This window comes from Variovorax sp. TLI9-5A, from assembly GCF_056867935.1.
In genome coordinates, this window is the sequence record NZ_CP200310.1 from 1,498,960 (window position 1) to 1,520,817 (window position 21,858).

The 21,858-nt window shown below is 58.5% G+C and carries 28 protein-coding genes; 5 read left to right on the forward strand and 23 right to left on the reverse strand.

Annotated features, from left to right (window positions below; genetic code table 11):
• Window positions 1-225 precede the first annotated feature (225 nt).
• A complete protein-coding gene (locus tag AC1VNX_RS07310; RefSeq protein WP_483156106.1) occupies window positions 226-453 on the forward strand; it encodes a hypothetical protein in 228 nt (75 codons plus the stop codon).
• Between the two features lie 83 nt (window positions 454-536).
• Here the strand turns inward: AC1VNX_RS07310 and AC1VNX_RS07315 are convergent, their stop codons facing one another.
• Window positions 537-803, reverse strand: a complete 267-nt coding sequence (locus AC1VNX_RS07315) for a hypothetical protein (RefSeq protein ID WP_483156107.1) — start codon at window positions 801-803, stop codon at window positions 537-539.
• Between the two features lie 171 nt (window positions 804-974).
• Between AC1VNX_RS07315 and AC1VNX_RS07320 the strand changes: the two genes are divergently transcribed.
• On the forward strand, window positions 975-1,226 hold the full coding sequence (locus AC1VNX_RS07320) for a hypothetical protein (protein ID WP_483156108.1): 252 nt from the start codon (window positions 975-977) through the stop codon (window positions 1,224-1,226).
• Window positions 1,227-1,484: 258 nt separating this feature from the next.
• Here AC1VNX_RS07320 and AC1VNX_RS07325 read toward each other — a convergent pair whose 3' ends face one another.
• Window positions 1,485-1,925: a helix-turn-helix domain-containing protein gene (locus AC1VNX_RS07325; RefSeq protein ID WP_483156109.1), complete on the reverse strand. Its 441-nt coding sequence runs from the start codon at window positions 1,923-1,925 to the stop codon at window positions 1,485-1,487.
• A gap of 92 nt (window positions 1,926-2,017) precedes the next feature.
• Here AC1VNX_RS07325 and AC1VNX_RS07330 point away from each other — a divergent pair, with 92 nt between their 5' ends.
• Together AC1VNX_RS07330 and AC1VNX_RS07335 are read left to right on the forward strand one after the other, a co-directional pair.
• Window positions 2,018-2,227 carry an excisionase gene (locus tag AC1VNX_RS07330; RefSeq protein WP_483156110.1) on the forward strand — a complete coding sequence of 70 codons (210 nt, stop codon included), beginning with the start codon at window positions 2,018-2,020 and terminating at the stop codon, window positions 2,225-2,227.
• Window positions 2,228-2,251: 24 nt separating this feature from the next.
• Complete coding sequence (locus AC1VNX_RS07335) at window positions 2,252-3,139, forward strand: DUF4238 domain-containing protein (RefSeq protein ID WP_483156111.1); 888 nt, start codon at window positions 2,252-2,254, stop codon at window positions 3,137-3,139.
• 404 nt (window positions 3,140-3,543) lie between these two features.
• Here AC1VNX_RS07335 and AC1VNX_RS07340 read toward each other — a convergent pair whose 3' ends face one another.
• Window positions 3,544-3,831, reverse strand: coding sequence for a hypothetical protein (locus AC1VNX_RS07340; RefSeq protein WP_483156112.1), 288 nt, complete (start codon window positions 3,829-3,831; stop codon window positions 3,544-3,546).
• Window positions 3,832-3,846: 15 nt separating this feature from the next.
• On the reverse strand, window positions 3,847-3,972 hold the full coding sequence (locus tag AC1VNX_RS07345; RefSeq protein ID WP_184640618.1) for a YHYH domain-containing protein: 126 nt from the start codon (window positions 3,970-3,972) through the stop codon (window positions 3,847-3,849).
• Window positions 3,973-4,120: 148 nt separating this feature from the next.
• Here AC1VNX_RS07345 and AC1VNX_RS07350 point away from each other — a divergent pair, with 148 nt between their 5' ends.
• Window positions 4,121-4,705, forward strand: a complete 585-nt coding sequence (locus tag AC1VNX_RS07350) for a hypothetical protein (RefSeq protein ID WP_483156113.1) — start codon at window positions 4,121-4,123, stop codon at window positions 4,703-4,705.
• Between the two features lie 57 nt (window positions 4,706-4,762).
• On the opposite strand, the gene AC1VNX_RS07355 is transcribed toward AC1VNX_RS07350, so the two are convergent.
• The 19 genes from AC1VNX_RS07355 to AC1VNX_RS07445 form a co-directional block, all read right to left on the reverse strand.
• The gene (locus AC1VNX_RS07355) at window positions 4,763-6,319 is read right to left on the reverse strand and encodes a hypothetical protein (RefSeq protein ID WP_483156114.1); all 1,557 of its coding nucleotides are present in this window, start codon (window positions 6,317-6,319) and stop codon (window positions 4,763-4,765) included.
• Window positions 6,320-6,707: 388 nt separating this feature from the next.
• A complete protein-coding gene (locus tag AC1VNX_RS07360) occupies window positions 6,708-7,376 on the reverse strand; it encodes a hypothetical protein (RefSeq protein WP_483156115.1) in 669 nt (222 codons plus the stop codon).
• A gap of 151 nt (window positions 7,377-7,527) precedes the next feature.
• The gene (locus AC1VNX_RS07365) at window positions 7,528-10,830 is read right to left on the reverse strand and encodes a glycoside hydrolase family 73 protein (RefSeq protein ID WP_483156116.1); all 3,303 of its coding nucleotides are present in this window, start codon (window positions 10,828-10,830) and stop codon (window positions 7,528-7,530) included.
• Entirely contained in the window at window positions 10,830-12,260 is a 1,431-nt protein-coding gene (locus AC1VNX_RS07370) for a hypothetical protein (RefSeq protein WP_483156117.1), read from the reverse strand. Before AC1VNX_RS07370 ends, AC1VNX_RS07365 begins: the two co-directional genes overlap by 1 nt.
• A 9-nt stretch (window positions 12,261-12,269) precedes the next feature.
• Window positions 12,270-12,551: a hypothetical protein gene (locus tag AC1VNX_RS07375; protein ID WP_483156118.1), complete on the reverse strand. Its 282-nt coding sequence runs from the start codon at window positions 12,549-12,551 to the stop codon at window positions 12,270-12,272.
• A complete protein-coding gene (locus AC1VNX_RS07380) occupies window positions 12,511-12,825 on the reverse strand; it encodes a hypothetical protein (protein WP_483156119.1) in 315 nt (104 codons plus the stop codon). The genes AC1VNX_RS07375 and AC1VNX_RS07380 overlap by 41 nt, the downstream gene beginning before the upstream one ends.
• Window positions 12,826-12,840: 15 nt before the next feature.
• A complete protein-coding gene (locus tag AC1VNX_RS07385) occupies window positions 12,841-13,521 on the reverse strand; it encodes a hypothetical protein (protein WP_483156120.1) in 681 nt (226 codons plus the stop codon).
• Window positions 13,522-13,568: 47 nt separating this feature from the next.
• A complete protein-coding gene (locus AC1VNX_RS07390; RefSeq protein ID WP_483156121.1) occupies window positions 13,569-14,249 on the reverse strand; it encodes a hypothetical protein in 681 nt (226 codons plus the stop codon).
• A 124-nt stretch (window positions 14,250-14,373) separates the two neighbouring features.
• Entirely contained in the window at window positions 14,374-14,919 is a 546-nt protein-coding gene (locus AC1VNX_RS07395; RefSeq protein ID WP_483156122.1) for an aspartyl/asparaginyl beta-hydroxylase domain-containing protein, read from the reverse strand.
• Entirely contained in the window at window positions 14,916-15,257 is a 342-nt protein-coding gene (locus tag AC1VNX_RS07400) for a hypothetical protein (protein WP_483156123.1), read from the reverse strand. Before AC1VNX_RS07400 ends, AC1VNX_RS07395 begins: the two co-directional genes overlap by 4 nt.
• A gap of 91 nt (window positions 15,258-15,348) precedes the next feature.
• Window positions 15,349-15,642 carry a hypothetical protein gene (locus AC1VNX_RS07405; protein WP_483156124.1) on the reverse strand — a complete coding sequence of 98 codons (294 nt, stop codon included), beginning with the start codon at window positions 15,640-15,642 and terminating at the stop codon, window positions 15,349-15,351.
• On the reverse strand, window positions 15,639-16,037 hold the full coding sequence (locus AC1VNX_RS07410; RefSeq protein ID WP_483156125.1) for a hypothetical protein: 399 nt from the start codon (window positions 16,035-16,037) through the stop codon (window positions 15,639-15,641). The genes AC1VNX_RS07405 and AC1VNX_RS07410 overlap by 4 nt, the downstream gene beginning before the upstream one ends.
• Window positions 16,034-17,557 (reverse strand): YfjI family protein, encoded by a 1,524-nt coding sequence (locus tag AC1VNX_RS07415; protein ID WP_483156126.1) that lies wholly within the window; start codon window positions 17,555-17,557, stop codon window positions 16,034-16,036. The genes AC1VNX_RS07410 and AC1VNX_RS07415 overlap by 4 nt, the downstream gene beginning before the upstream one ends.
• Complete coding sequence (locus AC1VNX_RS07420; protein ID WP_483156127.1) at window positions 17,554-18,507, reverse strand: toprim domain-containing protein; 954 nt, start codon at window positions 18,505-18,507, stop codon at window positions 17,554-17,556. The genes AC1VNX_RS07415 and AC1VNX_RS07420 overlap by 4 nt, the downstream gene beginning before the upstream one ends.
• A complete protein-coding gene (locus AC1VNX_RS07425) occupies window positions 18,504-18,707 on the reverse strand; it encodes a hypothetical protein (protein ID WP_483156128.1) in 204 nt (67 codons plus the stop codon). Before AC1VNX_RS07425 ends, AC1VNX_RS07420 begins: the two co-directional genes overlap by 4 nt.
• A 231-nt stretch (window positions 18,708-18,938) precedes the next feature.
• Window positions 18,939-19,337 carry a helix-turn-helix domain-containing protein gene (locus AC1VNX_RS07430; RefSeq protein ID WP_483156129.1) on the reverse strand — a complete coding sequence of 133 codons (399 nt, stop codon included), beginning with the start codon at window positions 19,335-19,337 and terminating at the stop codon, window positions 18,939-18,941.
• An 873-nt stretch (window positions 19,338-20,210) separates the two neighbouring features.
• Window positions 20,211-20,627, reverse strand: coding sequence for a hypothetical protein (locus AC1VNX_RS07435; RefSeq protein WP_483156130.1), 417 nt, complete (start codon window positions 20,625-20,627; stop codon window positions 20,211-20,213).
• Complete coding sequence (locus AC1VNX_RS07440; protein ID WP_483156131.1) at window positions 20,620-21,294, reverse strand: hypothetical protein; 675 nt, start codon at window positions 21,292-21,294, stop codon at window positions 20,620-20,622. The genes AC1VNX_RS07435 and AC1VNX_RS07440 overlap by 8 nt, the downstream gene beginning before the upstream one ends.
• A gap of 117 nt (window positions 21,295-21,411) precedes the next feature.
• Entirely contained in the window at window positions 21,412-21,600 is a 189-nt protein-coding gene (locus tag AC1VNX_RS07445) for a hypothetical protein (RefSeq protein ID WP_483156132.1), read from the reverse strand.
• Between the last annotated feature and the right edge of the window lie 258 nt (window positions 21,601-21,858).

The following is a 21,858-nucleotide window of genomic DNA, read 5'->3' on the forward strand; positions in this document are numbered from 1 at the left end:
CTCTGATTCCGCCTCGTTTCACGCGATTTTGCGCGGCAAAAACGACAGAAACAAGCAGGAATACGGTCTAGCGCATTCGCGGTATCAAAAGCCTCAAGATGTGTCTTTGTTGAGCAACGGGGGGATTCTGCTTTCTGGCTTCGAATGGCCAGTAGATGAGCCGCAACGTCCTCATTCTTGGTGGTGCGTCCCGGCCTCCACTGAACAGCCCGCGACAATCAAGCGATGAGCCAAGCCGAATTCTTCCCTGCCGAACCCGCCGTCCTCTATACACCAGCTTGGTACAGCGACACCGAACTCGAGGTGAGCCTTTTGCCGATGGGCCCAGGCGACTACAAGATCACGCCCGGGCACGGCGCCGAGCGCTGGACGGTCACGTCGCTGAAGGACGGCACCACCATCTACAGCGGCATCGGGCCAGTCGAGATCCGAAACCCACCCCCAGCGGGTTGATCTGCAGCTCTTTCCAAGCCATGCCGCCCTCGAGGCGGCTTTTTCATGGGCGCTCGCACTGCCAGGACCTGCAGCCTAGGCCCTCATGCTTCCTCGGGCTCGGCCGACCGACTCAGATCGCCGCGAAGACCCTCTCGCTGCTCGATCCAGTCCACGCACTTTTTCTTCAGCATCTCATCCCCCTCTTGCGGAGAGAGGCAGGGACTGGCCAGCACCAGCTTACATTGGTGCCTTCCTTGAAAGCTGATGTCGGCTGCACCAGAGTAGCCACCCTCCGGTGCCTGCGTATGAGAAATTGAGAAAGTCCAATCGCCGGTCTTACCGGCTGGAACTTGTTCATTACGGCTCATGCCCCACTCCAGCACCATGCACGCGCGGCACCCGTATCGATGATTAGCGCGTGCAGCGAACGCCTCTCACCTTACGCGCATCTCCGCGAGCATGTGTGAAATATGTCATCTTCGAGGTCTTTTGACACCCGCCAAGGCCTTGACACCATTCCCAATGACTACGGTTACGCGATGACCACCCTTTACCTACAGATGACCGAAAAGCTGATTGCCCACTGGAAGGGTAACGGCAACGCCTACCCGCAAAAGTTCGTTCTGTCGCCAGCCCTGCGCGACGAGTACGTGCGCTGCCTGAATCTCATGACCATCCCGGGCGACCGGGACATGAGCGCCACTAAGCACATGGGCGTGCGCATCGAGATTGACGAGGCCTCGCCGGGCGTGATGGTGGCAGCCGACGGCACCGAGGTGGCGCTGCAGTGAGGGCGAGCAGAGGAAAAAACAGAGCCCTGAATCTGAACTTTTCGCCCCAGTGGCTAATAGTTGCTAAGTTTTCTGGTAACAACTCTGGAAAACCGCAGTTCTGGTCTGTGTGACTGATTGCTAGTTGTCATGGCAAGCAGCAGTTGCTCGCACGATCGCCGTCAATCCACGTGAGATCAGCAGGATGTCGCCAGCAGGCTGCAGCATGACGACTGACTGCGAGCGATGTGACCTCTACAGTAGCTGTCAAACGGCTGGTCATTGCGCGCCAAGGCGCTCCGCAACGTCACGCGCTCCTAGGCTTCGCACTGTTGCCAGGTTCTCCAGTTGGGCTGCGCGCGGACGCGCTTTTCCTTGCTCCCAGTGGTAGATCGTCTGACCTGAAACGCCGACCAGCGCTCCATAGCTGGCGGCGGACAGTCCAAGCTTGGCCCGATGTGCCGCCAGCCGAGATGCACTGAATCTGCGCTTGGTGCCCGATGCTTCAGTGTCTTCAGGTGTTTCTGTAGCAACTTGGCGGGACGAGGCTTTGCTGACACGCCGTAATTCCTCTTCCAACGCCGCGACTTGTCGGCGCAGGTCCGCGATTGTCGAGCGATAGCCTGTTGAGGCCTTCTTGAGCGCTTCGATTCCTGAGCGGACCTCTTTTCGAGCCACGCGAGAGATTTCGGCTTTGAAGATTGATGCGATATTGGGCATGACAGCATTGTCACCTCGCCGGTTAGGCATTGCCTGATCGACTACAGATGCGGCAGCATTGTCCAGAAGACCTCGATCAAGGAGCGCTCGGAATGTCTCCCAAAATCACACTGGCAGCATGGGCGGCAAAGCAATTCGATCCACCTCCATCTGAAAACACTTTGCGCGCATGGGCTCGTAACGGTCGCATCGTCCCCGCGCCGCTAAAGATTGGCCGAACCTACTGGGTTGAGCCAACAGCCCGGCACATTGCCGAGGTGATGGCAGACAACCGATTGGTGAACCGGCTTCGGCGCGGGTAATTTCATCCGCCGAGTCGCCTGCATATGACATCCAAAGAGAGTGATCTCTACGTTCGACAACACTACGTACCGAAGTTCATGCTTTCGGCGTGGCTTGGCGAAGATCGCCGGCTGACGGCATTTCACAAGGTGCGCGGCACACTGGAGCAGAAGCGCGTAGGGCTAAAAGGCATTGGCTTCGCACGGCACCTCTATTCAATCCCGCATGGGGAAGGACAGTACGACACGACCCTCGAAAAGGAATTCATGGGGCCGTATGTCGATAGCCCAGCTGCCGACGCATACAAGGCACTTCTAACAGCAGGCCTCCTGAAGTTGACAGCTGAGCAGAAAGGATATTGGGCTCAGTTTGTCGTTTCTCTCATCTTGCGGATACCTCGGACCGTAGAAAAGCTGCATGGGATGGCAAGAGAAACCTTGGGGGCGCTGCTGGACGAAGACCCAGATGCAGTTCGCGAAGTTACAGCGGACCTGACGTTGCGCGAGTACGTTGATCGCCATGCGCCGTGGATGTACCAACGAGTTGCCCTGGGCGCCATGCATATGGGGATTCAGTCAGAGCGCATGTTGAAGACGGTGACAACCGGCCAATGGTCGCTGCGCAAACTTTCCCCAAGAGGTTCTTTCGACCTCTTGCTTGGAGATCAGCCATTACTGATGGCTGGAACAGAGAAAACGAGTTTCCTTATCGCCATTCCTCTATCGCCGCGGGTCGCATTCTTCATGTTCAACGTGGCCGCGACAGGCGGTAACTTGGCGCGGCTATCGGATGCCTCGATAGCAAAAATGCTCAATCGAGAAACCGTTTCTAGCGCTGCCCGGTATGTCTTTGCAACCGATGGGCGCCACGCTGCATTCATCGAGAAACATCTTCGAAGCAATTCGCCAGCAAGCCCGAATGCCAAGATTTGAACCACTCGGCAGAGCAGCGAAGACGCAATCCGGGATCTCGGTAGAGGCTGTCTGCATGCTCCGATTCTCCAGGTGAGCGGCCTACTGATCGCAGCGTTAGACCATGGAGTAAACAGTCGGAGGCTACGACTTTTCGGCGACAGAATCGTTAGGCCGCCGACCGAGCATCGATTTGGCTGTATGTTTTCAGACCCGTAGTAGGGCATTGGCCCTATTGCGGTCGTGCGACGCGACCGCAATCAGCCGGCCATCGGACAGCCATCGAATGCACAGAAACGTCAATCAGGGAGGGCTACAAAACCTACGAAAGCCCCCTAGAACCCCGATTTTTCAGGAAAACGGGCGGGGGACGGGGCTACAAAACCTACAAAAGGCCCTGAACGGAGTCATCAGGATGAAAGCGCTCAGTCTTGAGGTTTGGTTCCTGGCTTGCCGGTGTACGGATTCACATTGCCCTTGGTGGACCAGTTGTCCGCCTTTGTGCCATTCGGATTGGTCGCGTGGCTCGGCGCGACGTAGGTTCCATTGCTCTTCGTGTAGCCGCTGATCGAGTGGCTGCTGCCTGAGCCCGAGCTGTGACCAGACGAATAGGACCCATGGCTTCCGGAGCTGTGGCCGCCACCACCGCCTCCTCTGGCGAGCGCTGGCATGCTGACGGCGAGAACAATGACTAGGGCGACTGTCGATTTCATGTTTATTTCCTTGCTTCAGTGGCAGTGATACCCGCCGGTTTTGTGGTCGCGATGGCATCCGTTCTTGTCCGTGCCGCCCGAGTGCGCAAAGGCGCCTAGGCTGAGGCACAAGGCCCCGACCATTACTGCGATCTTCTTCATGGAGTCTCCTCATTTGATAGAAGTCGCAGTCTGATCTTCCGTTTGCTCTGTCAATCGAGGGTTTGCGAGCGCTCTCCCATGTTCATGGGAGCCTATGCGCCACTTCTCGGAACTAGGCTGCCCGGAAGACGTGCAATGAGATGCGCAAATGACCTTGAAATCTGCCTTTGCCTTCGTCCTCATGTTTCTCGCATGGAGTGCCGGAGCGCAGTCGATTACTACGCTGGAGCAGCTCACTCTTCAGCCGACGATCCTGGCTGGCAGAGGGATCGTCACCTCATGCGGCATCCGTTTCAGCGGGATCGCGATGCAGCCTGGAAGCACCACAGGCGTCGATTTTGTTGACGGGTCAATCGCCATCGACTCGGACGGCTTCACCCTAGTCAAGGCCGGATTCAAGACGGGCGACCTGAAAGACGGCGCCGAGAACCTGAGAATCTCCGGGAAGAAAGTGGCTTGGATTCGGACTGAGGGCGGGACGCCTCTCGCTCCCACCAATAACAAAGTCATCGATTCTGAGAATCCAGGCTTTCATATGTTTGGCGCCACGCTGGAAAGCGGGCTCTCGGCGCTGGAGGGGCTGTTGGCCGACAAGAAGCTCTGGATCGGTTTCAACGGCGGCACGGGGCAGGATCGAGTCTTCGCCGGTACTGCTCGAATGGATCAGCGAACCCGCAGCGAATTTGCTTCGTGCCTCGGAGAGTTGGCATCGACTTTGAAAGGTCGCAAATAGATTAGGCCTTCTTAACCGCCTTCCGTTAGCCAACAGTAGCGCACAGGTAAATAGCTGTCAATCGTCGGAAATAAACCTGGCGGCTAGATTTACCCCAAAAATGAATTCTATTTTTTCTGCCTGCTGCGCAGCTAATTTGTATTCATTCAGTTCTTCGTCCGAGTTGCCAATACGCCTGCCTCCGCGAAACGAGAAGTCCGAAATAACGCATTCGTACCCAGATTCTGAACATTCCAACGATATCTTCGCGAGCATGTGGTACGCCAAGATCATGTCGCCCACGGCGACGCTTTGGCACATTATCGCCGGAAGACGATTTCTAATGTTTGCGAAGAGCGGATGCTCGGCTTCTAATGGGAACCGAAATTTATGGTCCGGATTTCGTAAAAGCTCACTAACCAAAGCCAGCTGTGATTCTGCGGCAACAATTTCGCCAAGCTCATATGCGTGTGTCATGTCTTCGCCGCACGCTTGATATAACGAGCCCAGAGCATCCGTTAAGGCAAGCCAGCGTTCAATTTTTTTCCTCGATATCGAATGCGGAGGGGCAAAAGAGAACGAAATGGAGCCAGGATATTTTTTTGGTCGAATTTCTATTGATCCACCAGAAGAGCAGAGCAAAACATCTGCGAGCTTCCAATACTCTCTCCAACTGCTGATGGGTGCACGAAAGGTTGCTGGTTCAAATTTGAAATCGCCGGTTACTTCGGTATTTGATCTAAGTATGTCGAGCGTGATGTAGTTCGCCTTTACATACATGCGATCTGAACCACCTGTCACGGCGCCCGGGAGGTTATAAAGATTCGCATCCATCGATACAGGAGGAGATCCGTTGTCGCTTCGTACTATTAAGCGGCAAGAATCGAACGGCTCCGGAGTAATGGTTATCCTCCCTTTTTCACTTCGGACTTCCTGAATTTCGATGCCAAATCTCGTCTCAAATATGTCAATGCTACGGACTGGTACTTCTGTTTTTATGCCAAGGTAGATGTCGCCCAGCTCAACACTACTTGTGGTAGGAATTTTGATCTTCGCAACATATGGCCGCTGACCAAAACCCAAGCTAGAAAGCTGCTTCTGCTTTTCGCGATAATACGAATGAATGTTACCTCCGCACGCTGCTAACAGGGCCTCTCGCAGCGCATCCCCAGTTGTCGAGATTTTTTCATGGGTCTGAGGTCTCATTGATACGAAGACCTTATTCATATGTTCGGTCCCGTGGTCAACGCTATGTTTTCTCAAGCGGTGCAGAACATAAGCCAATCTTTCGTTAAGGATATGAATTAAATAGGAGTCGATTATGTCTTTTGTAGGGCTTACCACGAAAACGCATACAAAAGCCGGCTTAAGCTCCTTTGCCAGACGCTCGGCCATATTGAGCTTCATTCGTATGGTCTTCGTGCTAGAGAGGATAGTCTTCACCTGAACATGGCACGAGAACGGCGCGTGGCGCTTATCTAGAGATCGCGCAGTTTCATTGTCAAAATGGTCTTCTACTAAAAAATCCCAACCACTCCTGTCGCGGTCCGATTTATTGCACAAGAGTTTCGCATCCGCACAGAGTTCTTTAAACCGGCTCTCTCCCTTGTCTCCTAATTCATCTGCCGTAAGCATTCTTCCTCCATCGGTTTCTTGAACATCCAACTTAGGGCTATCGCATAGACACAATGGTGAGAGTATGCGCGGCACACGCCGAATATTTACGTGAAACGTGGGGGCGTGACCCCAACTTGAAGGCCCCTCAAGTGCGCTTCGGCTTAACTCGCTTCCGCGACTTGCGCGATACGGTCGCAATCTTCTTCTTCGCGGCCTCAACCTTGACCGCTAGGAGGCCCTGAACCGGGCCTTGTCTTGGAACTTTGCGAGTCTCGAAAAACATCACGGATCTCCTTGGGGGCACAACTAGAGCAGTGATTCGACGGCGCGTTTCTGATCGCGCAGCAGGGCGTTGATCTCCTTTACCAGACGCCGCTCCTCGATCCACTGCCCACCTGCGTAGGCGTTACGGGACACGACGGCTTTCCCTTCGGGTGTTACGGGGCCGGTGGCCTTCTCCCACGGCCGCCAGCTGCGGATAAGCATTGCCTGCCGTGCCCGGCGTTCTGGGGTCCATCCATTGGCCATCATTGCCCTCGAAAACTTTGTTTTGCGCGCTTTCGGTTTCCTCCGCGCGCGCTTGGTTGTTGATCTGCTGCTGTCCGTTGTTGACGTTGCTCACGTTTTTGGCAAACACCACTTGGCGCGGGAACTTGAGGTCCACCAGTGCCTGCACTGTCGCCCGGCTCTGAGCCTGAGCCTTTAGCGCCATGCCCATGAACGCCTCCAGGTTGCGCTGGTTCTTCTGCAACTGAGCACGCTGGGCATAGTTCGCCGCGATGGTCTGAAGCGCGATGGCTTGCCCGACTAGCATCCCCTCCAAGTCGGAAAGGTCGCCGCGCTTCACCGCCTCTGTAATGCGGCGCACTTCGGCGATATTGGCGTTCACATCCTTGGTGCCGGGCACATGGTCTTGAAACGTGCGGGCCATCAAGCCGGAGCTGATTGCTGGGTCGGCAACGCTGCGCCCTGTCGTCTCTGCAGTTGTCTCAAGCTCTCCGTTTGGCTTCGCGGCCTGGTGTAAACGCAATGCCGAGTCTTGAGAGTCTTCTTCATCATCCTTTGGCATATTCATCCTGCTTTGCATGGTTGGTCTAAGATCCCGGAAATGACTTACGACGTGTTCGGGTTCGCGGTTCCGGCTTTCCTGTTCTGGAAGGTCATCGGCCTGTGCGTCTTGGCCTTCGTCGTAAATTTTCTTTACACCCTGTGGACTGGCCGCAATCTCACTGACGACCGGAACCGGATGCGGCAATCAGAGGAACAGCGCGGTTCGTCTGGATCCCTATCCAAGACGGATCGAGAATCCCGATAGGGCCTTTGCTGGATTGGCTCAGGTACTGGGCCAGCGCCGTATCGAAGGCCACAGGGTCGGACAGTAAGCCCCCGATCTGAGCAACCTTGCCGGCCCTTGCCGTGTTCTGCAGCGCTTCGAGCATCGGGCCAGTGAACCTGCCCACAATAGGCGTGCGGTTCAGTACCGCCTTCACCAGCTTGTTATCGAGCGCCCCCAGGCTCAGGGCGTTCTGCACGGTCGGCGAGCCCTTCGCCATGTTGAGGGTCGCGGCTTGGTCGGCCCGCATCAGGTCCGATGCAACCCCGCGCAGCTGCGCCCGTTCACCTTCGCTCATCAGGCCGTCAATCGCACCGTTGCGAGCCTTCAGCCAGTTGTTGAACTTCGCGTTCGTGAGATTGCCCAGGCGGTCTGTCTGGTTCGCTGCGTCGGTGATCGCGTAGTTCTTCAGCGCTGCCTGCGTCTCCGGCGTGGCGATGCGGCCGAACGATTCAATGTCCGACGCCTGTGACATGCGCGGGCTGAAAAACTTTGCAGCAAGCTCGCCGCCTTGTGCCTGCGGTAGACCGTCGGCGGCTTTGCGGAACATCGATGCCTGAGGCCCGGTATGGAACTTCGCCATTTTGTCGGCGTGCATCTGTACCGCGTCTTGCCAAGCCTTCACGATATCAGCGGGGAAGTACTCGCCTTGACCACCACGCCCCGCCGCTACCTGCGCCGTCTGGTTGTCCAACTCGGCAATCATTTGTCGCAGTGCCGCAGCCTCTTTGTTCGCACCCTTCGCGCTGGCTTGCTCTGCGGCTTCTCCGAGGGAAGAGCGCAAGTTCTGAATCTCCCGGAACGCTACCGGCTTCGGGATGGTCATCGCGCTGGGCGCTTCACCCATTGCTGCCTCACGTGCCGCCTGCATCAGGCGCGTTTGGTCGGCCGCAGCAGATACGACACGTTGTCCGGCTGCATGATCGCGCAGCGCGTTGAGCAACACGGCCGGGTCAGGCTCCGCGATGTAGCCCTGAGCGTGCATTGCCTGCGCAAGGGTATCGAGCGATTGCCCGCGCCCCTTCTGCATGACACTGCCAAGGCCAGACTGCCGAAGGTCTGCCAGCTCGCCGGCCATGCCGCGCGACGACACCGCATCAGTGTTGATCCCGCCAAGATCGCGGATCGCCTTGGTGATGGGTTGCGGTTGCGAGCGAGCCCCCGGAGCCGCAGCGGCGGTGATTGCCGGCAGTTCCTCTGTGCCGATTCGGCGTGCTTCTGCAAGCGCTGCCTGCGCCTTGCTACCAGTCCCGAAGGTGCCCGGCCCCAGGAACTTGTCCCGAGCCTGCTGCATGGCATCGCTCGGCAGATTGATGCGGGTTTCGTTGAACGGGTCTACCGCATCAAAGGCAGCATTCACGCGGCGCGATGCTTGGGCCTCTGCTGGAACGACATTGGCCGCGAGGCTGTTGCCGAAGTTTTCGGCCGACTGCTGCACCGTAGCAGTGACGGGCGAGACGCGCTCCAAGGTTGCCAGGCGTGATGCGTTCTGCGCAGCCTCCTTTTCGGTCAGGGCGCTACCGCCTGCGTTCTGAAGGGTGCGCTGCAGCTGGCTAATGCCTGGGTTCTGCAGGATCTGAGGCACGGTCGGGCCTTCCGCGATGATGTTCGGCCCCATCTGCCCGACTGCGGCGCGCACCGCGGCAATCTCGTCGGGATTGGTCAAGCCTCCAGCCTCAAGGATGGCTTTTGCAGCTCGAACCTCATCAGGAGTGCGCAGGGACCGAATACCGGCTGCCAAGAGCGATCCGGCTTTTCCGGCTGCGGCCACTGCGGGTGGCAGGGCAGCGCCAACGGCCGCGCCGACTTTCGCCGACTGCGGGTCGATCAGGGCAGCCGATGCGCCGCCATTGATCGCACCTCCAGCAGACCGCAGCGCGAGGTTGCCTATGGTGCCGACCGTGGTGGTAGGCGCGAGGCCGGTAGACATCCCACCGGTAGAAATTGCCTCCCCGAGGTTTGCCAGCCAGGGCGCAACGTTCGCAATGGCAGGAGTGGACGCAACGGCCTTCACGCCGTTTCCGATGAGGCCGCCAACGGGCGCCGTGGCAAGCACATTGCCGCCGATCCGGCCCACAGCAAAGGGCAGGGATGCGTTATCCGTGTTGAACTGCTGCAGGCTTGCTGTTCGGTCTGCGTTATCCCTCTCTGACTGGCTCATCGGCTGCTGACCGGTCACGAGGCTGGAAACGCCGCGCTCCTGCCGGCGCAGGTTCTCCGGCACCATCCATTGAACATCCGGATTCGTCGGCATGGCGTTCGCGCCGGCCTTCGTGCCGCTGTTGATGATCGTGTTCCCCACGTCTGCGAAGCCAGAAGCCAGGCCCATCAAGGCCTTTCGCTCCATGCCGCCCGGGTTGGTCACGAGGTTTGCCAGGAAGCCGGCAGGCGTAGCGGAAATCGCTGCATTCAAAAGATCGTTGCCAGCGCCGCTTGCTGCTGCGGCAGGAGTGGCCGGCGCCGTGCCTTGCTTAGCCTGCTTCGGCGCGACGGGTTGCTGCTTGAATTGCGTAACCAGTTGGTCGAGCGGGTCCGTGTTGGCCGCTTGCTGTGCAGGCTGCTGGCGGTAGCTGTTCACCAGCCCCGCCAAGTCGGGCGAGAGATCTTCGTTTTGAGCCATAGGAGCCCTTTGCGCGGGTTGTTGCGTCGTCTGTGCATTGGCGGACGGAAAGAGGGATGAAACCGCGTTGCCAATGGCGTTCATGACCGGGCCGGGGGCATTGCTCGCCATGCGAGAGGCTTGCACGAGCTTGTTCGCGTATTGCGGATCTTCCGCATAGCCCTTCAGGCCCGCCGCGAATTTGGCCGGGTCTGATCCAGCCCCCAGAGCGCCGGGGTACTTGCGCTGGATGAGGCTGGCATAGTCGCTGGCGAAGTCTGCCGGGCTCGCGTAAGTGCGGTACTTGTCCCGGCTGCCCGTCATGTTGTCCGTGGCCGAAGTGCCAGCGCCCGAGAAGTCTTTGATGTTCCCAAGATTGTTTGTCCCGGGAATGATCGACTTGCCCCAGCCAGTCTCCAAGCCCCACTGACCCAGCAGGATGCGAGGATCGACGCCAAGGGCCTTGCCCGCGACTTCTGCAGCACCGCCATACGTGTTGATGAAGTCGGCCGGGTTGTTCACCCTCGGCACGCTCGCCGGGATGCCAGCGCTATTGCCAACGGGATAGAGAGCATCTAGCAGGCTAACGGTTTCCATCACTTGGCCCACTTCTGCAAGATCGGGTCATTCCAGACCGAATATCCGACCTTGCGCCAAGCCCTATCTGCTGCAGTGAGGTCGCCCCGTTGCTGCACCATCGGGAGCGCGCTGTCGTAGAAACTGGCCTTGGCCTGATCCATGTTTGCCTTGGCCTGTGCGAAATCGAGGATGAAGGCGTTTGCTTCTGGCGTGTTGTTCAGCTTCGCAAAGGTCTGCTGTGCGCGCTGTGCATCGCCTTCGGTCTGGGGTCCCTTCTGGGCGCCAAGGGTTGTCAACAGCCGATCCATTGCCACGGATTGGAATTTCTGCGCGTTCGCTGCGTACAGTTTCGAGCTGCCGACATTCACGCCGAGGCCTTCGAGGAAGGCCGCTGCATTCGCCTTGCTTTCCGCGCCCCATCCAGAATTGAAATCGATGTTGCGCATCGCCTGAACACTATTCAGCAGGTCATTCGCCGTGTTGCCCGCATCCTTCACCGGCTGATAGGTGGACTTGATCCAGTTATCGTTAAGCGCGATCTGCGATTGCTGCTTGATCGGGTTGCGGTCTGCGACGTACGGGTTTTGGCCCTGAGCCTGCGCGCCAGGAGCACCGCCATTCCCGGGGGCAATGTTGCCGCCAGGATTCATGCCGGAAGGCTGGCCACCACCCGCGATAGCCAGGCGCGAAACATAGTCCGTATCGCCCGTGAGTGGGTTTACCGCCTTCATCGGGTCCAGCTGGGCCTGCGTGTACTGCTTCGCGCGGTCGGTCTGAATGTCGTAAGGCATCTTTGCGCCGGCTTGGGCTGCAGCCTGCTGTCCCGAGAGCGCCGCGAGCACATCAGAGCCTGGGAGAGCAGAAACCATTCCGTTGCGGAAGTCGATTCCCTTCGTCGGATCAGGCAGGTACTGCGGAGCTTGTCCCGGCATCTGGGTATAGCCACCCGCACTCAACTGCGTTGGCACGTTTGCGAGCTTCCAGGCATCGATCAGATCCGGACCGCCCGCCGCCTTCAGCGCGGCCACTTTTTCGAGAGGGACTCCGCGCAGGCCGGACGCTTGTGCAACGGTCGGCATTTGCATTGAGGCGCCAGGATTTACGCCAGGGGCATAGCCGCCCGTGCCGTCCGAGCCTGCAGCAGAAGCCCCATAGGTCGAGCCAGGAACACCAGCACCACCGAACAAGCCATTGGTCATCGCTTGGATCTGATTGGCCTTCGTGATCTGCGCTTGTCGCAGTGCATTCTGTGAAGCGTTCTCTTCCATCTGAGACTGCAGCAGCTTGCGCTTCAAGTCCGCATCCTGCTGTGCAGAAACACTTTGCAGAGCACCGGACAAGCGCTGACCGAAGCTCATGGGAGTGGTGCTCGGCCCACCAGCAGCAAGCAGCCCAATACCGAGTTGGGCGCCAGGATCGTTGAGAAGGGATTCGAAAAGACCAGCCATGATTTTTCCTCAGTGCATTGTTTCGGTTGGCTCTTCCCAAGGAAGCAGCTTTAGGCTCGCCGCGATCTCTTCATCCTCATACCACTTTGCGCCAACGCACGGCAGGCAGAAGGAAAAGAGATCCTTGCCGACGATGACGCGGGCATCGGTCGCCTCAAGGAAATACAACAGACTGGGCCTCAAACTCTCGATCACTTCGATGGCATATCCGGCAAAGGCAGCGTGCTTTTTGTAGTCGGCCTCTTCGCCATCAAGTGGGGTGTTCCACTGCGTTCTGATTTCGATGGTCATGCGCCCCCCCCTTTGCCTTCGCAAGCGCCTGCCGAGCCTTGGCATGGCCGATCAGCTCATCCGCCAAATAGTGCGCTGCCTCCATCGGCATCACAATGCGCAGATTGACGAGCCGCGCCATGGGTGCATCCGCGTGGCTGTGATCCGCGATCAGCGCCGCGAAGGAAATGTGATAGTTCCCGAGGTTGTGCACGAGTCCCACGGCCTCACTCACAAACACCTCTTGTGCACCGCCGTTGTCGATCACCGGGATACCAGGGATATTCTTTGCCATAGTTGCGCTTCCCGTTCAGCCGTATGGTTGGTCAGGTGAATAGCCGTTGGTCTGGAAGTTGTTCCCGTAACCGTTGGCCTGAGCGTTGCTATTGAGACTTTGATAGGTGTCGCCGCCGTAAGCGTTCTTCCAGTTGTTATAGATCCTTGACCCGAGCACGGCACCACCCATCGCAGTAAGCGCCGGATTGCTTGAGCTGCCCATGCTGGTGTTTTGCGTGCCGTAGCCCTGCCCGAAGGCATTGGCTTGATTGGCGAACTGCTGCCAGTAGTTGAAAGGCGTGTTCTGAATCGTGTTTGCGTTCGTTAGATCGTTGGCGTTGTACCCCGCCAATGTCCCCAGCAGACCAATCCCAGTCGTGAGGTTGTTCATGTTCTGCCCGTAGGCGTCATTGAACAACTGGCGGTTGAACCCCTGATCCCACTGGTACATCTGCTGCTGCTGGTTGTAGTCCTGCATGCGCATGCTCGAATCGACATTCGATAGCGTGTCCAAGAGTCCACGCCGGGCGTTGTCGTTCATCTCCTGAACACCAGAGTTTCCGAACGAACCCGACTTCACCATGGCGCTGTTGTAGGCGGGCTGGGTCGTGAGGTTGTATTGCCGAGTTAGATCGCCTTGAGCGCGGTCGATGTTCTGCTGTAGATAAGGGTTGTTCTGCCCCAGGAATGGGTTTTGATCGCCAAATCCGGCCATGGTGTTACTCCAGCGCTGTCACAGCGTTAGGGGTTGATCGAAGTGCCTTACCAGGCCGTGTTCCCTGATGCCGCCGCCGCCGTATTGGCCCCGGTGTCACCGATGCCTCCGCCAGCGGGAGTGCCATAGCCGCCGCCCGAAGTCCAGAGATAGGACAGCGGATTCGCGGGAGGCAGTTGGTATGCGGACGACTGCCGGCCGTAGAGGTTGTTCGGGTCCGCGCCGCCATTGCTGAAGTACGCGGACATGTCGCGGTAGGCCTGCGTGCCAGGCTGCGGCATCGGCATGCCGTACTTGAAGGTGCCATAGCCGCCAGTGCCGCGAAGTCCAGATTGGCCGTCTCCACTTGCTGCAGTAGCTCCGCTCAGCATGTCGCTCTGCTGAGTAAACGTACCTTCGTCTTGCTTCGGCTGTTGAACCTGGGCAGTGTTCTGCGCCGGGGTCGTGTTGGACGAACCACTAGCCATCTGCGCTAGTAGCCCCTTCAGGGTGTCGCCACTTGCGAAGTCGAAGGGCTGCGGGCGCGCGTTCTGGTTGTTGCGGTCGTATGCCAGAGGCTGACCGCTCAGCTGCGAGAGCAAGCCGGGCACCAGAGCCCGCATGTAGTTGCTCTGGTTGCCCTGATTCGCATAGGCCTGGTTCTGGAGATTACTGAACGGCTGCGCTGTGTAGGCGTTCTGCAGGTTCTGGCCTTGCACCAAGTTGCTCAGAATCCACGGCTGGGCCATAGCCCAGGGCTCTTTGCTCTGCGTACCAGAGCCAGCGCCGCCGCTGCTCGATCCGCCGCCGCCACTCGAAAGCGCGCTAGACGCGACTGCGCCAATTACCGGCGCTGCAATGCTCCAGGGCATATCAGTTTCTCCCCGTCTTGATGCAGACGATCATGGTGATTCGGTCGCGCTGGCTGTCGTTCGTCACCCAGTGCGTATGCGAGTTGTCAAACCAAAACAGATCGCCGGGCTTGGTCACGAGTGACTGCCCTTCAAAGTGAAAGGTTTGCTCTGGCGCGGCCTCGATCTGAACGGCGTACTTGTCGTAGTAACGGGCATGCCAGCCAGGATCGGTATGAGGTCTGCAAATCTGCCCGGGCTTGATTCGCGTGATGAGCACGCCGCCCAGTCGTTCGCCGTGGGTCATCGCCATCAGCGGGTAAACAATCTCGCGCACCGGCAAGATGCCGGCGCACGGATACCAAATGGAATCATGCGAGCCGTCTTCCCGAATCGTCGCCGGGTCTGCATAGCGCGCCCAGATATCGGACAGGCCGTGATGCGGGGAGGTTTCTGGCGCAGTCCTGCCGGTGTTCTGATCCCACAGTTCCGGGTGCGCTGCCAATGCGGCTTGCATCGGCCCAACGTCGATGCCTTCAGCGAGCAGCAGGATGCGCGGCGCGGTCATTCCTGAAGCTCTCGGATCATCGAGCCCATAAGAGCATCGTCAGGAGCTTGGATCAGAACTTCGTCCGCCTCGTGCGGGTCGGTGCAGTCGGTTGCATGGATGCAGTACCAGACAACATCGGTCAGCGCCTTCACACCGTGATGCTTGCCGGCCTCGATGGTAAGACAGGCAGGCCCGGTGACTTCGCTACGCACGCCATCAACCAGCAATTCCACGGTGCCAGAGGCCAACACCGAAAGATGGTCGTAGTCGTGCTTGTGCTGAACGAGGATCAGGCCAGCGGAAATGCATGTTTCCTTGGCGTAGACACCGCCGCCGAAATGGTGCGTGATCGGCATGGCGTCGAGTGTGGGAGTCGATTGCATGCCTGATAGGTTAGGCGCCGCACTCTTTACAAGCTATGCCAGAAAATTACCGATTAAGTCGCTTTCAGACATTTCTGCTCATCTCTATCCACGCCGCCAGGTGTTCAACGCGGTAGGTAACTTTGCTCTGCGCACCACAGGAGAAGTGCACCGGGCCATTTCCGGCTAAGCGGAGTGCCTTAAGGTAGCCGCGCGAGTAGCAAAGCAGCGTTGCGGCATCTTTCTCGCTTACTCTTCCGTCACCCGATACGGCCATTCCTGCGCGTAATGCAGCCTCTTTGAAGGCAGCGGCAGTTAACGCAATGTTGTCCCGCATGGCGCGCGTTTCCGGCGCTACATGGTCTTCATCAAGGCTCATAGCACCCCCTCGAATGCTCGGCACCGCTGCGGCATCCTCACGATTGCCTCCACAACGCGCCCAGCACCAGCGAGAACGGACCGCGTGCACACCTTGCCGCTCAGGTGGCGGCACTCCAGGCATAGGCGCCGGTCGTCGAGGTCGGCCGCGCGCCGCCGAATGTCTTGCGCAAGCTGCTTCGCGTCCTTGACCCGCAGGCCGCGCTTCACAAGCAGGTCAATCAGTGCCTTTGCGGCTTCTTCATCCCTGCTGGTTGCGTCGTCCTGCAGTGGGTCGTTTTCGGCAAATGGTGCGTCTACCGGGGCTACAAAACCTACAAAAGGGGCTTTCGTAGGTTTTGTAGGCTCCGGGCCCGGGGTGTTTTCGGTTTTCTTGAGCCGTGCGAGCCAGTTCATGACGCCCCCAAGACACGAGGATTGACGGTGTACTGTTCGCTTGGACGGCCGCCTGTTTGAACAATCTCCCGATGGAGATAGTCGTAGTCGGTCAGCAGCTCTGCTGCCTTGCGTACAGCCTCGGTGGAATCGAGCCCCGCCCAGGACTTCTGCGCCACCATGCGGGCCGTAAACGAGTCGCCAAGTAGGCCGGCCCGGATCTTGGTTAGCAGCGTCTTCGCTGCGCCTGTTTCTGGCATCACTGCAGCGCTGTACAGGCGCTCTGCATGCGTGCGCAGGTAGTCGGACCAGGCGAGGGCGCGTAGTAGGTGGTGCTGTTCGATCACACCGGCTTCGGGCGCGTCGATCATGGCGAACACCAGCGCCAGCGCCGGAATCAGCTTGCGATATTTCGACAGGTGCGCCACCAAGGCCGGATGCAGATCGCCGCCTCGAATCTCTGGCTCGAATCGCTCGCGCCATTCGTTGAAGATCGACTGAGCAGAAGCATCGAAACGCCAAACCTGTTGCGCATCGTTCACCTCGATGGCAGCAAGGCGTTCGAACACATCGTAGGCGCGCTGTTTCGCGTTCCGGTCAGGCCATTGGTCTACGTTCTTGAACGCGCCTCCAATGTCAGGCCACACCGTCAAGGCGAATCGCTGCAGTAGCCCGTCATCGCCAGCGCCACCATTCACGGCCTCTCTCACATAGCTCTGAATCCGGCCGGGCTGGATACTTCCCAGCATCGCCAGGCAAACGCGCTCGATGCGCACCGTCCCGCGTCCAATCCGGTCAAAGGTATACGACTGGTTGCCGTCATAGCTTTGGAGGTAGAAAGCCCTAGAGCCCTCTTGACCATCTTTATCCATGCTCCTGAGCAACCCATAGATTTCATCCCGATAGGCCATGAAGCCCCACGGGTTGGAGCCCATCAGTTCCCCCAGCTTCTCTACCGTGGCATCGTTGACGATGAACCGGCGCTCCAAGGGTGACGGCGGAAGCTCTACCGGGCGCAGGAGGTCGCGGGCCTTGGCCGGGTCTTTGACCGCAATAGCCCGTGCCTCCTTGGCGTTCGCCTCGGTCTGCATTTCTGCCACCTTCACATCGAGCTGCCAAGTCTCGCGCTCTTCTTCCCAGGCTTCGCGGGCCTTGGCTTCGAGCTTGTTCAATGGGCGCAGCGATTCGCCCAGTGCCGGCGACTTCATCACGCCAGGACTGCCGATGATTAGCCCCCAGAGGTTGGGCACTACCTGCCAATCGTCCTTTTCCTTCGGCTGTACCAAAGCGCGCGCACCTATCAGGCTGGAAAGCGCGGTGATGACTCCGACTGCCGGGAAGTCGGGAGGGCATTGCATGCGGTGTGCAATGTCCATCACCCAGCCGCGAATTTCCTCCGGCAATAGCTCTGGGTCGAACTTGGCCACAGGCGGCAACGCGTCAGGGAGTGCCGCAGGAATCGGCCAACCCTCTAGCGAAGGCTGAGCCTTATCAAGGACTTCGCGAATGAATGCGAGATCATGAGAAGCAACGGCATTCATGCTGCACCGCCAATCTGTACGGCGCCGGCCAGGCGTGCAAGGTCGTTGAAGTCTGTAGCGTTGTCTGGTCGATCAGCGATGCAGGAGAAATCGGGAATGGCCACCAGCGCGCGGGCAGCAGATGCTGCGGCTCGCGCAGCAGTGACACCGGGGTTCATCAACTCCCCTGTGCGAGGATCCTTGGTCTTCCAGTCATCATCGGCCGCGATGACGATCACCAATTCCGGATACTTTGCGCGCAATGCTTTTGCCACCGCCTCAAGGTTCCCGGAGTTGAAGGCCACGGCCACAGCGTCTCCTGTGGCCTCGTGCACGGTTGCTGCAGTTGCATACCCCTCCGCGATGAAAAGGCGTCCTCCTACTCGGCCAATCGAGTGATAGCAGCCCTTCACGCGGCCACCGGGAAGGAATAGCTTCTCCCCTTCGGCGGTGATGCCCTGCAGGCTGTGCAGCGTGCCTGCTGCATCGCGCATCGGCACATAGAGCACGTTCTCAAGCGTCATCAGCTCGCCTGTGTCGGCGTCGATTCGCTTCCACGGACCAGCACGCAGGCCACATGACTTCACCTGTTTGCGCATCAGATAGGCGTGACTCGTCGCCGGGGAGGCCGATTCCCACATGGAATTGGCTCTGTCGGCTGCCTGTTGCCTGCGCCGTTCAGTTTCCCTGTCGCGCGCTGCCTGGGCCAGCCGAATGCGAGCCCGGACGGCGGTTTTCTCAGCCTCGGTCATGTCGGACATGGCTTTTGCAGACCAAGTGCTCTTCAGACCAGTGCGCCAGTCGCCGGCAATGCTGCAGGGCACCCCATCGCCATAGGAAACAACCCAGATAGGCGACGCTTTCTTCTTCCCTCGGTGCAACCGTCCATCAAAACAGATCGCCTCTTGAGGCAGATCAATAAGTCCGTTGTCTACGTGGTGCGCATAGGCGCGATCTTCCATATCGTTCATTTCTTCCCCGCGATCTGTTCTAGGAGTTGTTCGGCGTGGTCGAGGCTGTGAACCGGACGGATCCAGCCCCAGCGGGCGCAGTAGTAGGGCGCCTGTCCGCTTCCCTGTTGTGCGCGCACCAGTGAATGGCCTGCAAGGGCGTACTGCGCAGCCAGAGTGGCAAAGCGCTTGTCTTCGTCGTCGGTCTCAGGTGCGTGCATTCGTTCCTCCCTTGGAGCGCTCGAATACGCGCGTGCCCACCTTGGCGACGTGGCTTGTGCCGCTCTTGCGCGGGCTGGCGAGATTGGGACTTCCGCAGAAGTCGCAATGCCTCACGAAAGGCCGCAGTGACCCTCCGCAGCCGTCGCAGATCGTTGGAAGCAGAGATGTGGCTTCTTGAAGGCGAGCGCCGGCCTTGGCCGTTTTCACGGCCTCGATGTAAGCGAATGGCATCAGGCCTCCCCGCGCTCTTGGTCGTCGCGCCAAGTCGTCTCAGGCTCGTGCAGCACGTACAGCGCCATGCGCTGGTGATACATGCCGTCCGTGCTGAAGTCATCAAACAGGTGCGTCTTGATGCTGTAGCCGAGGGCGCGCAGGCTGAAAATTCGAGCGCTTACCTGGTAGATGCCGTGAGCGCGCAGCGAGTCGGTTGTCTGGGGCCCAACTCGCAGCAGTGCAAGGATGCGGTCCAACTGCGAGAAACCAGCAGTTGGCTTGTTGATCGGAGCTACCTGTCGATCGGCAAAAGGCTTAGAATCGTGCACCCCTGCATGATTCTGATTAGCCCCCTGCGCCGTAACAGGTGCCTGGGGCTTTTTCACGTGCGCCCCGCTGTGACTGGTAGTTTTCACTCGGACACCTCCGCGACCAGCTCTCGAATCTTCGAGACGTGCCATGCAAGGCGGCCGTTGATCCGAACGGGCCGAAGTGGGCCGTTATCGTTGCAATGCCACTGATGCAGCGTGCGGGGCTTGCGATTCAAGTAGTAGGCGGCTTGTTCCGTCCCGACTACGTCGCTTGTGACTTCCTCTAATGAGGGGTACTGTCGATTTGACCTTGTTTCCATCTGACACCATCCTTTCGCCTCTCGGCAAGTTGATTGATGTCAGTGAGTGTTCCTTTGTGACGCGGTTACGGCACGGGGGGAATTTGTCTATTTCTCCCCGTATCCTTTGTTCGCCGCACAGGTGGACTAGGAGATCGTGGTCGAGTAGTTCCATGGCGGCGTACTTCCTTCGAATTCGGCGCGCCTCCCTTGGGTCTAGGTCCTTGCCTTCTGTCGCTCGGCGTGCATCACTCATCGCTTCCTCGATTCGCGCAGCGATGTACCCGCGCCGATGGAGGATGGCTCCGAACGCTGCAAGTGGAGTTTCCCATTCGGGGAATGGGTTAGCAGGGCGCCCCTTGCCACGTTCGACTTCCACGTTCATAGCCCGATCAGCCTGAATCCCGTCCGCAAGGTCAAGCAGGCAGCGAGCTAAATAGAAGCGCATCGGCTCGGATAGGTTGTTCGCGTACAAGCCCGTAGCGCAAAGCCTTATCGCTTCCATCCCCGCCTCGGCATTCCCGTTGCGAGCAAGAGCGATAGTCATTGCCTCGAAATCCGCGTGAATTTGTAGGTCATCGCTCACGGCTGGTCCTTCAAGGATCGGGGAATTTGGCGCAGGTCCGTCAGGGAAACGGATGTTCGGGAGCGACTACTAGCGCCTTCCAATCTCAACATATCACACCCAGCGGGTGGGCGAGTCTTTCGCTAACTCTTCAGCCAATCCCCCGGCTGATTGCACATGGTTAGCGAGTAGCCAGAGGTCGTCGCTATAGGCGCCAGAGGCCACCAATCTACCGGGTGGGTAGGTGTCCTCACTTTCAACAGGAATGCCCTGCAGTTTGATGAGCACGATCCCCTTTAACTCGCCATTGACAATTTCTAGCGTCGTCTTTGTCAAGCTCTCCAGCATCCGCGATTTCCACAGCTCAGAGCGTGCCGCGCCGTTTATGTTCTTGATCTTCTTGCCGGGGAATTGCAGCACGTTGCTGCGCTTGCGCGCGCGGCCTTTGGCGGCTTTGGGAGAGGTTGTGGCAGCGCGGCTAGGGAAGATGATGACGTTCGATGCCGTGATGGTTTGAGCGGCCTTACGCATGGTCGCCTCCATCAGCGGGGATGCACTGGAGGCGCAGAAACGATTGAAATGCGTTGTCGTTCCTTGCCGCGTCGATCTGCGCCCGATTGCCGCTGACCGTGCGCAGTTGCCCGACTTTGAAGATGGTCAGGACGTAGCGCAGGCCAGTAAGCAGCTTGTCGGCGTCGCCGGCATCCAGCTCAAACGGATATGAATTGGCGTTCGTGCGGTATTCGGCGCTACCAAGCGTCAACAGATCGATGACAAGGCGTTCGGCAGTCGCGCGATAGGCGGTTTCGTCGATTCTTGTTGCTTGTGTCGCCCTTGCTTGTGCCGTCGCTTTGACGCACTCTGCAGCCCGCTTTTCCTGCTCTGCCTTGCAGACGCCGATGCGGACCGTGATGGTTCTTGATCCAACTGAACGATGAATGTTGAGATAGCCGGGGCCGCGAGGGACCTTGTGGGTCTTGATCGCCTGTTCGCCGTTGTAGAACGACACGCTGTATTTCGGCATGCCAGGCTGCCCCGGAATCTGATCTGCTTTCACCAGACCGGCAGCGATGAGCGCCTCAATCGTGCCTGTATACACATCTACGGTCTGGTGCGATTTGTCGATACGCACGGGGTGATGGGTTTGCGGAGTTTGTTCCGCGATAATCGTTTTAGCCATTGTTCTGCTCACTTTCATGGTTCAGCAGGGTTTTGGTCAGACGGTCCTTGGTGTGTCCAGCACCTTGGGCCGTCGCTTTTTGCGCCTCAGTTAGAGGGTCGCAGGATGCGACCAGCGACGCCCTGAGGCTCGGCGTCATTCCTTCCGTAATTTCGCCTTGTCAATCTTTTCGCGTATCCAAGGCGCGCCGCCAAGGATCTCCAGCTTTTCCTTCTGAGCTGTCGATAGCTTGATCGTCACAGGAGAGGTTGCTGGAGCGCCAGCCACGCGCGGCTTTCTGCCGCTGCCTGGACGTACTCCGCCATGTTTGTTTTCTGCGTTCATGTTGAAATGGTACACCTATAGTTTGGGTTTAGTGTACTTTTTCAAGGAAGATGTGGGATGTCTGTAGAACCTATCTCGGAGACGCGTTGCCCGACCGTGCTAGCGGATCGAGTGATCTATCGTCGTGATCTGTGTGCGATGCTGGGTATCGGAAGTGAGTGCCTTCGTCGCTGGATACGCGATAAGAAGTTTCCACCTCCGGATATAGCCATCACCCGCCGCACAGTGGGCTGGCGACTTTCAACCTTGCAAGCTGCT

Coding starts and splice junctions, on each gene's coding strand:
- AC1VNX_RS07310 (WP_483156106.1), top strand. CDS start 226: ATGAGCCAAGCCGAATTCTTCCCTGCCGAACCCGCCGTCCTCTATACA.
- AC1VNX_RS07315 (WP_483156107.1), bottom strand. CDS start 803: ATGAGCCGTAATGAACAAGTTCCAGCCGGTAAGACCGGCGATTGGACT.
- AC1VNX_RS07320 (WP_483156108.1), top strand. CDS start 975: ATGACCACCCTTTACCTACAGATGACCGAAAAGCTGATTGCCCACTGG.
- AC1VNX_RS07325 (WP_483156109.1), bottom strand. CDS start 1,925: ATGCCCAATATCGCATCAATCTTCAAAGCCGAAATCTCTCGCGTGGCT.
- AC1VNX_RS07330 (WP_483156110.1), top strand. CDS start 2,018: ATGTCTCCCAAAATCACACTGGCAGCATGGGCGGCAAAGCAATTCGAT.
- AC1VNX_RS07335 (WP_483156111.1), top strand. CDS start 2,252: ATGACATCCAAAGAGAGTGATCTCTACGTTCGACAACACTACGTACCG.
- AC1VNX_RS07340 (WP_483156112.1), bottom strand. CDS start 3,831: ATGAAATCGACAGTCGCCCTAGTCATTGTTCTCGCCGTCAGCATGCCA.
- AC1VNX_RS07345 (WP_184640618.1), bottom strand. CDS start 3,972: ATGAAGAAGATCGCAGTAATGGTCGGGGCCTTGTGCCTCAGCCTAGGC.
- AC1VNX_RS07350 (WP_483156113.1), top strand. CDS start 4,121: ATGACCTTGAAATCTGCCTTTGCCTTCGTCCTCATGTTTCTCGCATGG.
- AC1VNX_RS07355 (WP_483156114.1), bottom strand. CDS start 6,319: ATGCTTACGGCAGATGAATTAGGAGACAAGGGAGAGAGCCGGTTTAAA.
- AC1VNX_RS07360 (WP_483156115.1), bottom strand. CDS start 7,376: ATGAATATGCCAAAGGATGATGAAGAAGACTCTCAAGACTCGGCATTG.
- AC1VNX_RS07365 (WP_483156116.1), bottom strand. CDS start 10,830: ATGGAAACCGTTAGCCTGCTAGATGCTCTCTATCCCGTTGGCAATAGC.
- AC1VNX_RS07370 (WP_483156117.1), bottom strand. CDS start 12,260: ATGGCTGGTCTTTTCGAATCCCTTCTCAACGATCCTGGCGCCCAACTC.
- AC1VNX_RS07375 (WP_483156118.1), bottom strand. CDS start 12,551: ATGACCATCGAAATCAGAACGCAGTGGAACACCCCACTTGATGGCGAA.
- AC1VNX_RS07380 (WP_483156119.1), bottom strand. CDS start 12,825: ATGGCAAAGAATATCCCTGGTATCCCGGTGATCGACAACGGCGGTGCA.
- AC1VNX_RS07385 (WP_483156120.1), bottom strand. CDS start 13,521: ATGGCCGGATTTGGCGATCAAAACCCATTCCTGGGGCAGAACAACCCT.
- AC1VNX_RS07390 (WP_483156121.1), bottom strand. CDS start 14,249: ATGGCCCAGCCGTGGATTCTGAGCAACTTGGTGCAAGGCCAGAACCTG.
- AC1VNX_RS07395 (WP_483156122.1), bottom strand. CDS start 14,919: ATGACCGCGCCGCGCATCCTGCTGCTCGCTGAAGGCATCGACGTTGGG.
- AC1VNX_RS07400 (WP_483156123.1), bottom strand. CDS start 15,257: ATGCCGATCACGCACCATTTCGGCGGCGGTGTCTACGCCAAGGAAACA.
- AC1VNX_RS07405 (WP_483156124.1), bottom strand. CDS start 15,642: ATGAGCCTTGATGAAGACCATGTAGCGCCGGAAACGCGCGCCATGCGG.
- AC1VNX_RS07410 (WP_483156125.1), bottom strand. CDS start 16,037: ATGAACTGGCTCGCACGGCTCAAGAAAACCGAAAACACCCCGGGCCCG.
- AC1VNX_RS07415 (WP_483156126.1), bottom strand. CDS start 17,557: ATGAATGCCGTTGCTTCTCATGATCTCGCATTCATTCGCGAAGTCCTT.
- AC1VNX_RS07420 (WP_483156127.1), bottom strand. CDS start 18,507: ATGAACGATATGGAAGATCGCGCCTATGCGCACCACGTAGACAACGGA.
- AC1VNX_RS07425 (WP_483156128.1), bottom strand. CDS start 18,707: ATGCACGCACCTGAGACCGACGACGAAGACAAGCGCTTTGCCACTCTG.
- AC1VNX_RS07435 (WP_483156130.1), bottom strand. CDS start 20,627: ATGCGTAAGGCCGCTCAAACCATCACGGCATCGAACGTCATCATCTTC.
- AC1VNX_RS07440 (WP_483156131.1), bottom strand. CDS start 21,294: ATGAAAGTGAGCAGAACAATGGCTAAAACGATTATCGCGGAACAAACT.
- AC1VNX_RS07445 (WP_483156132.1), bottom strand. CDS start 21,600: ATGAACGCAGAAAACAAACATGGCGGAGTACGTCCAGGCAGCGGCAGA.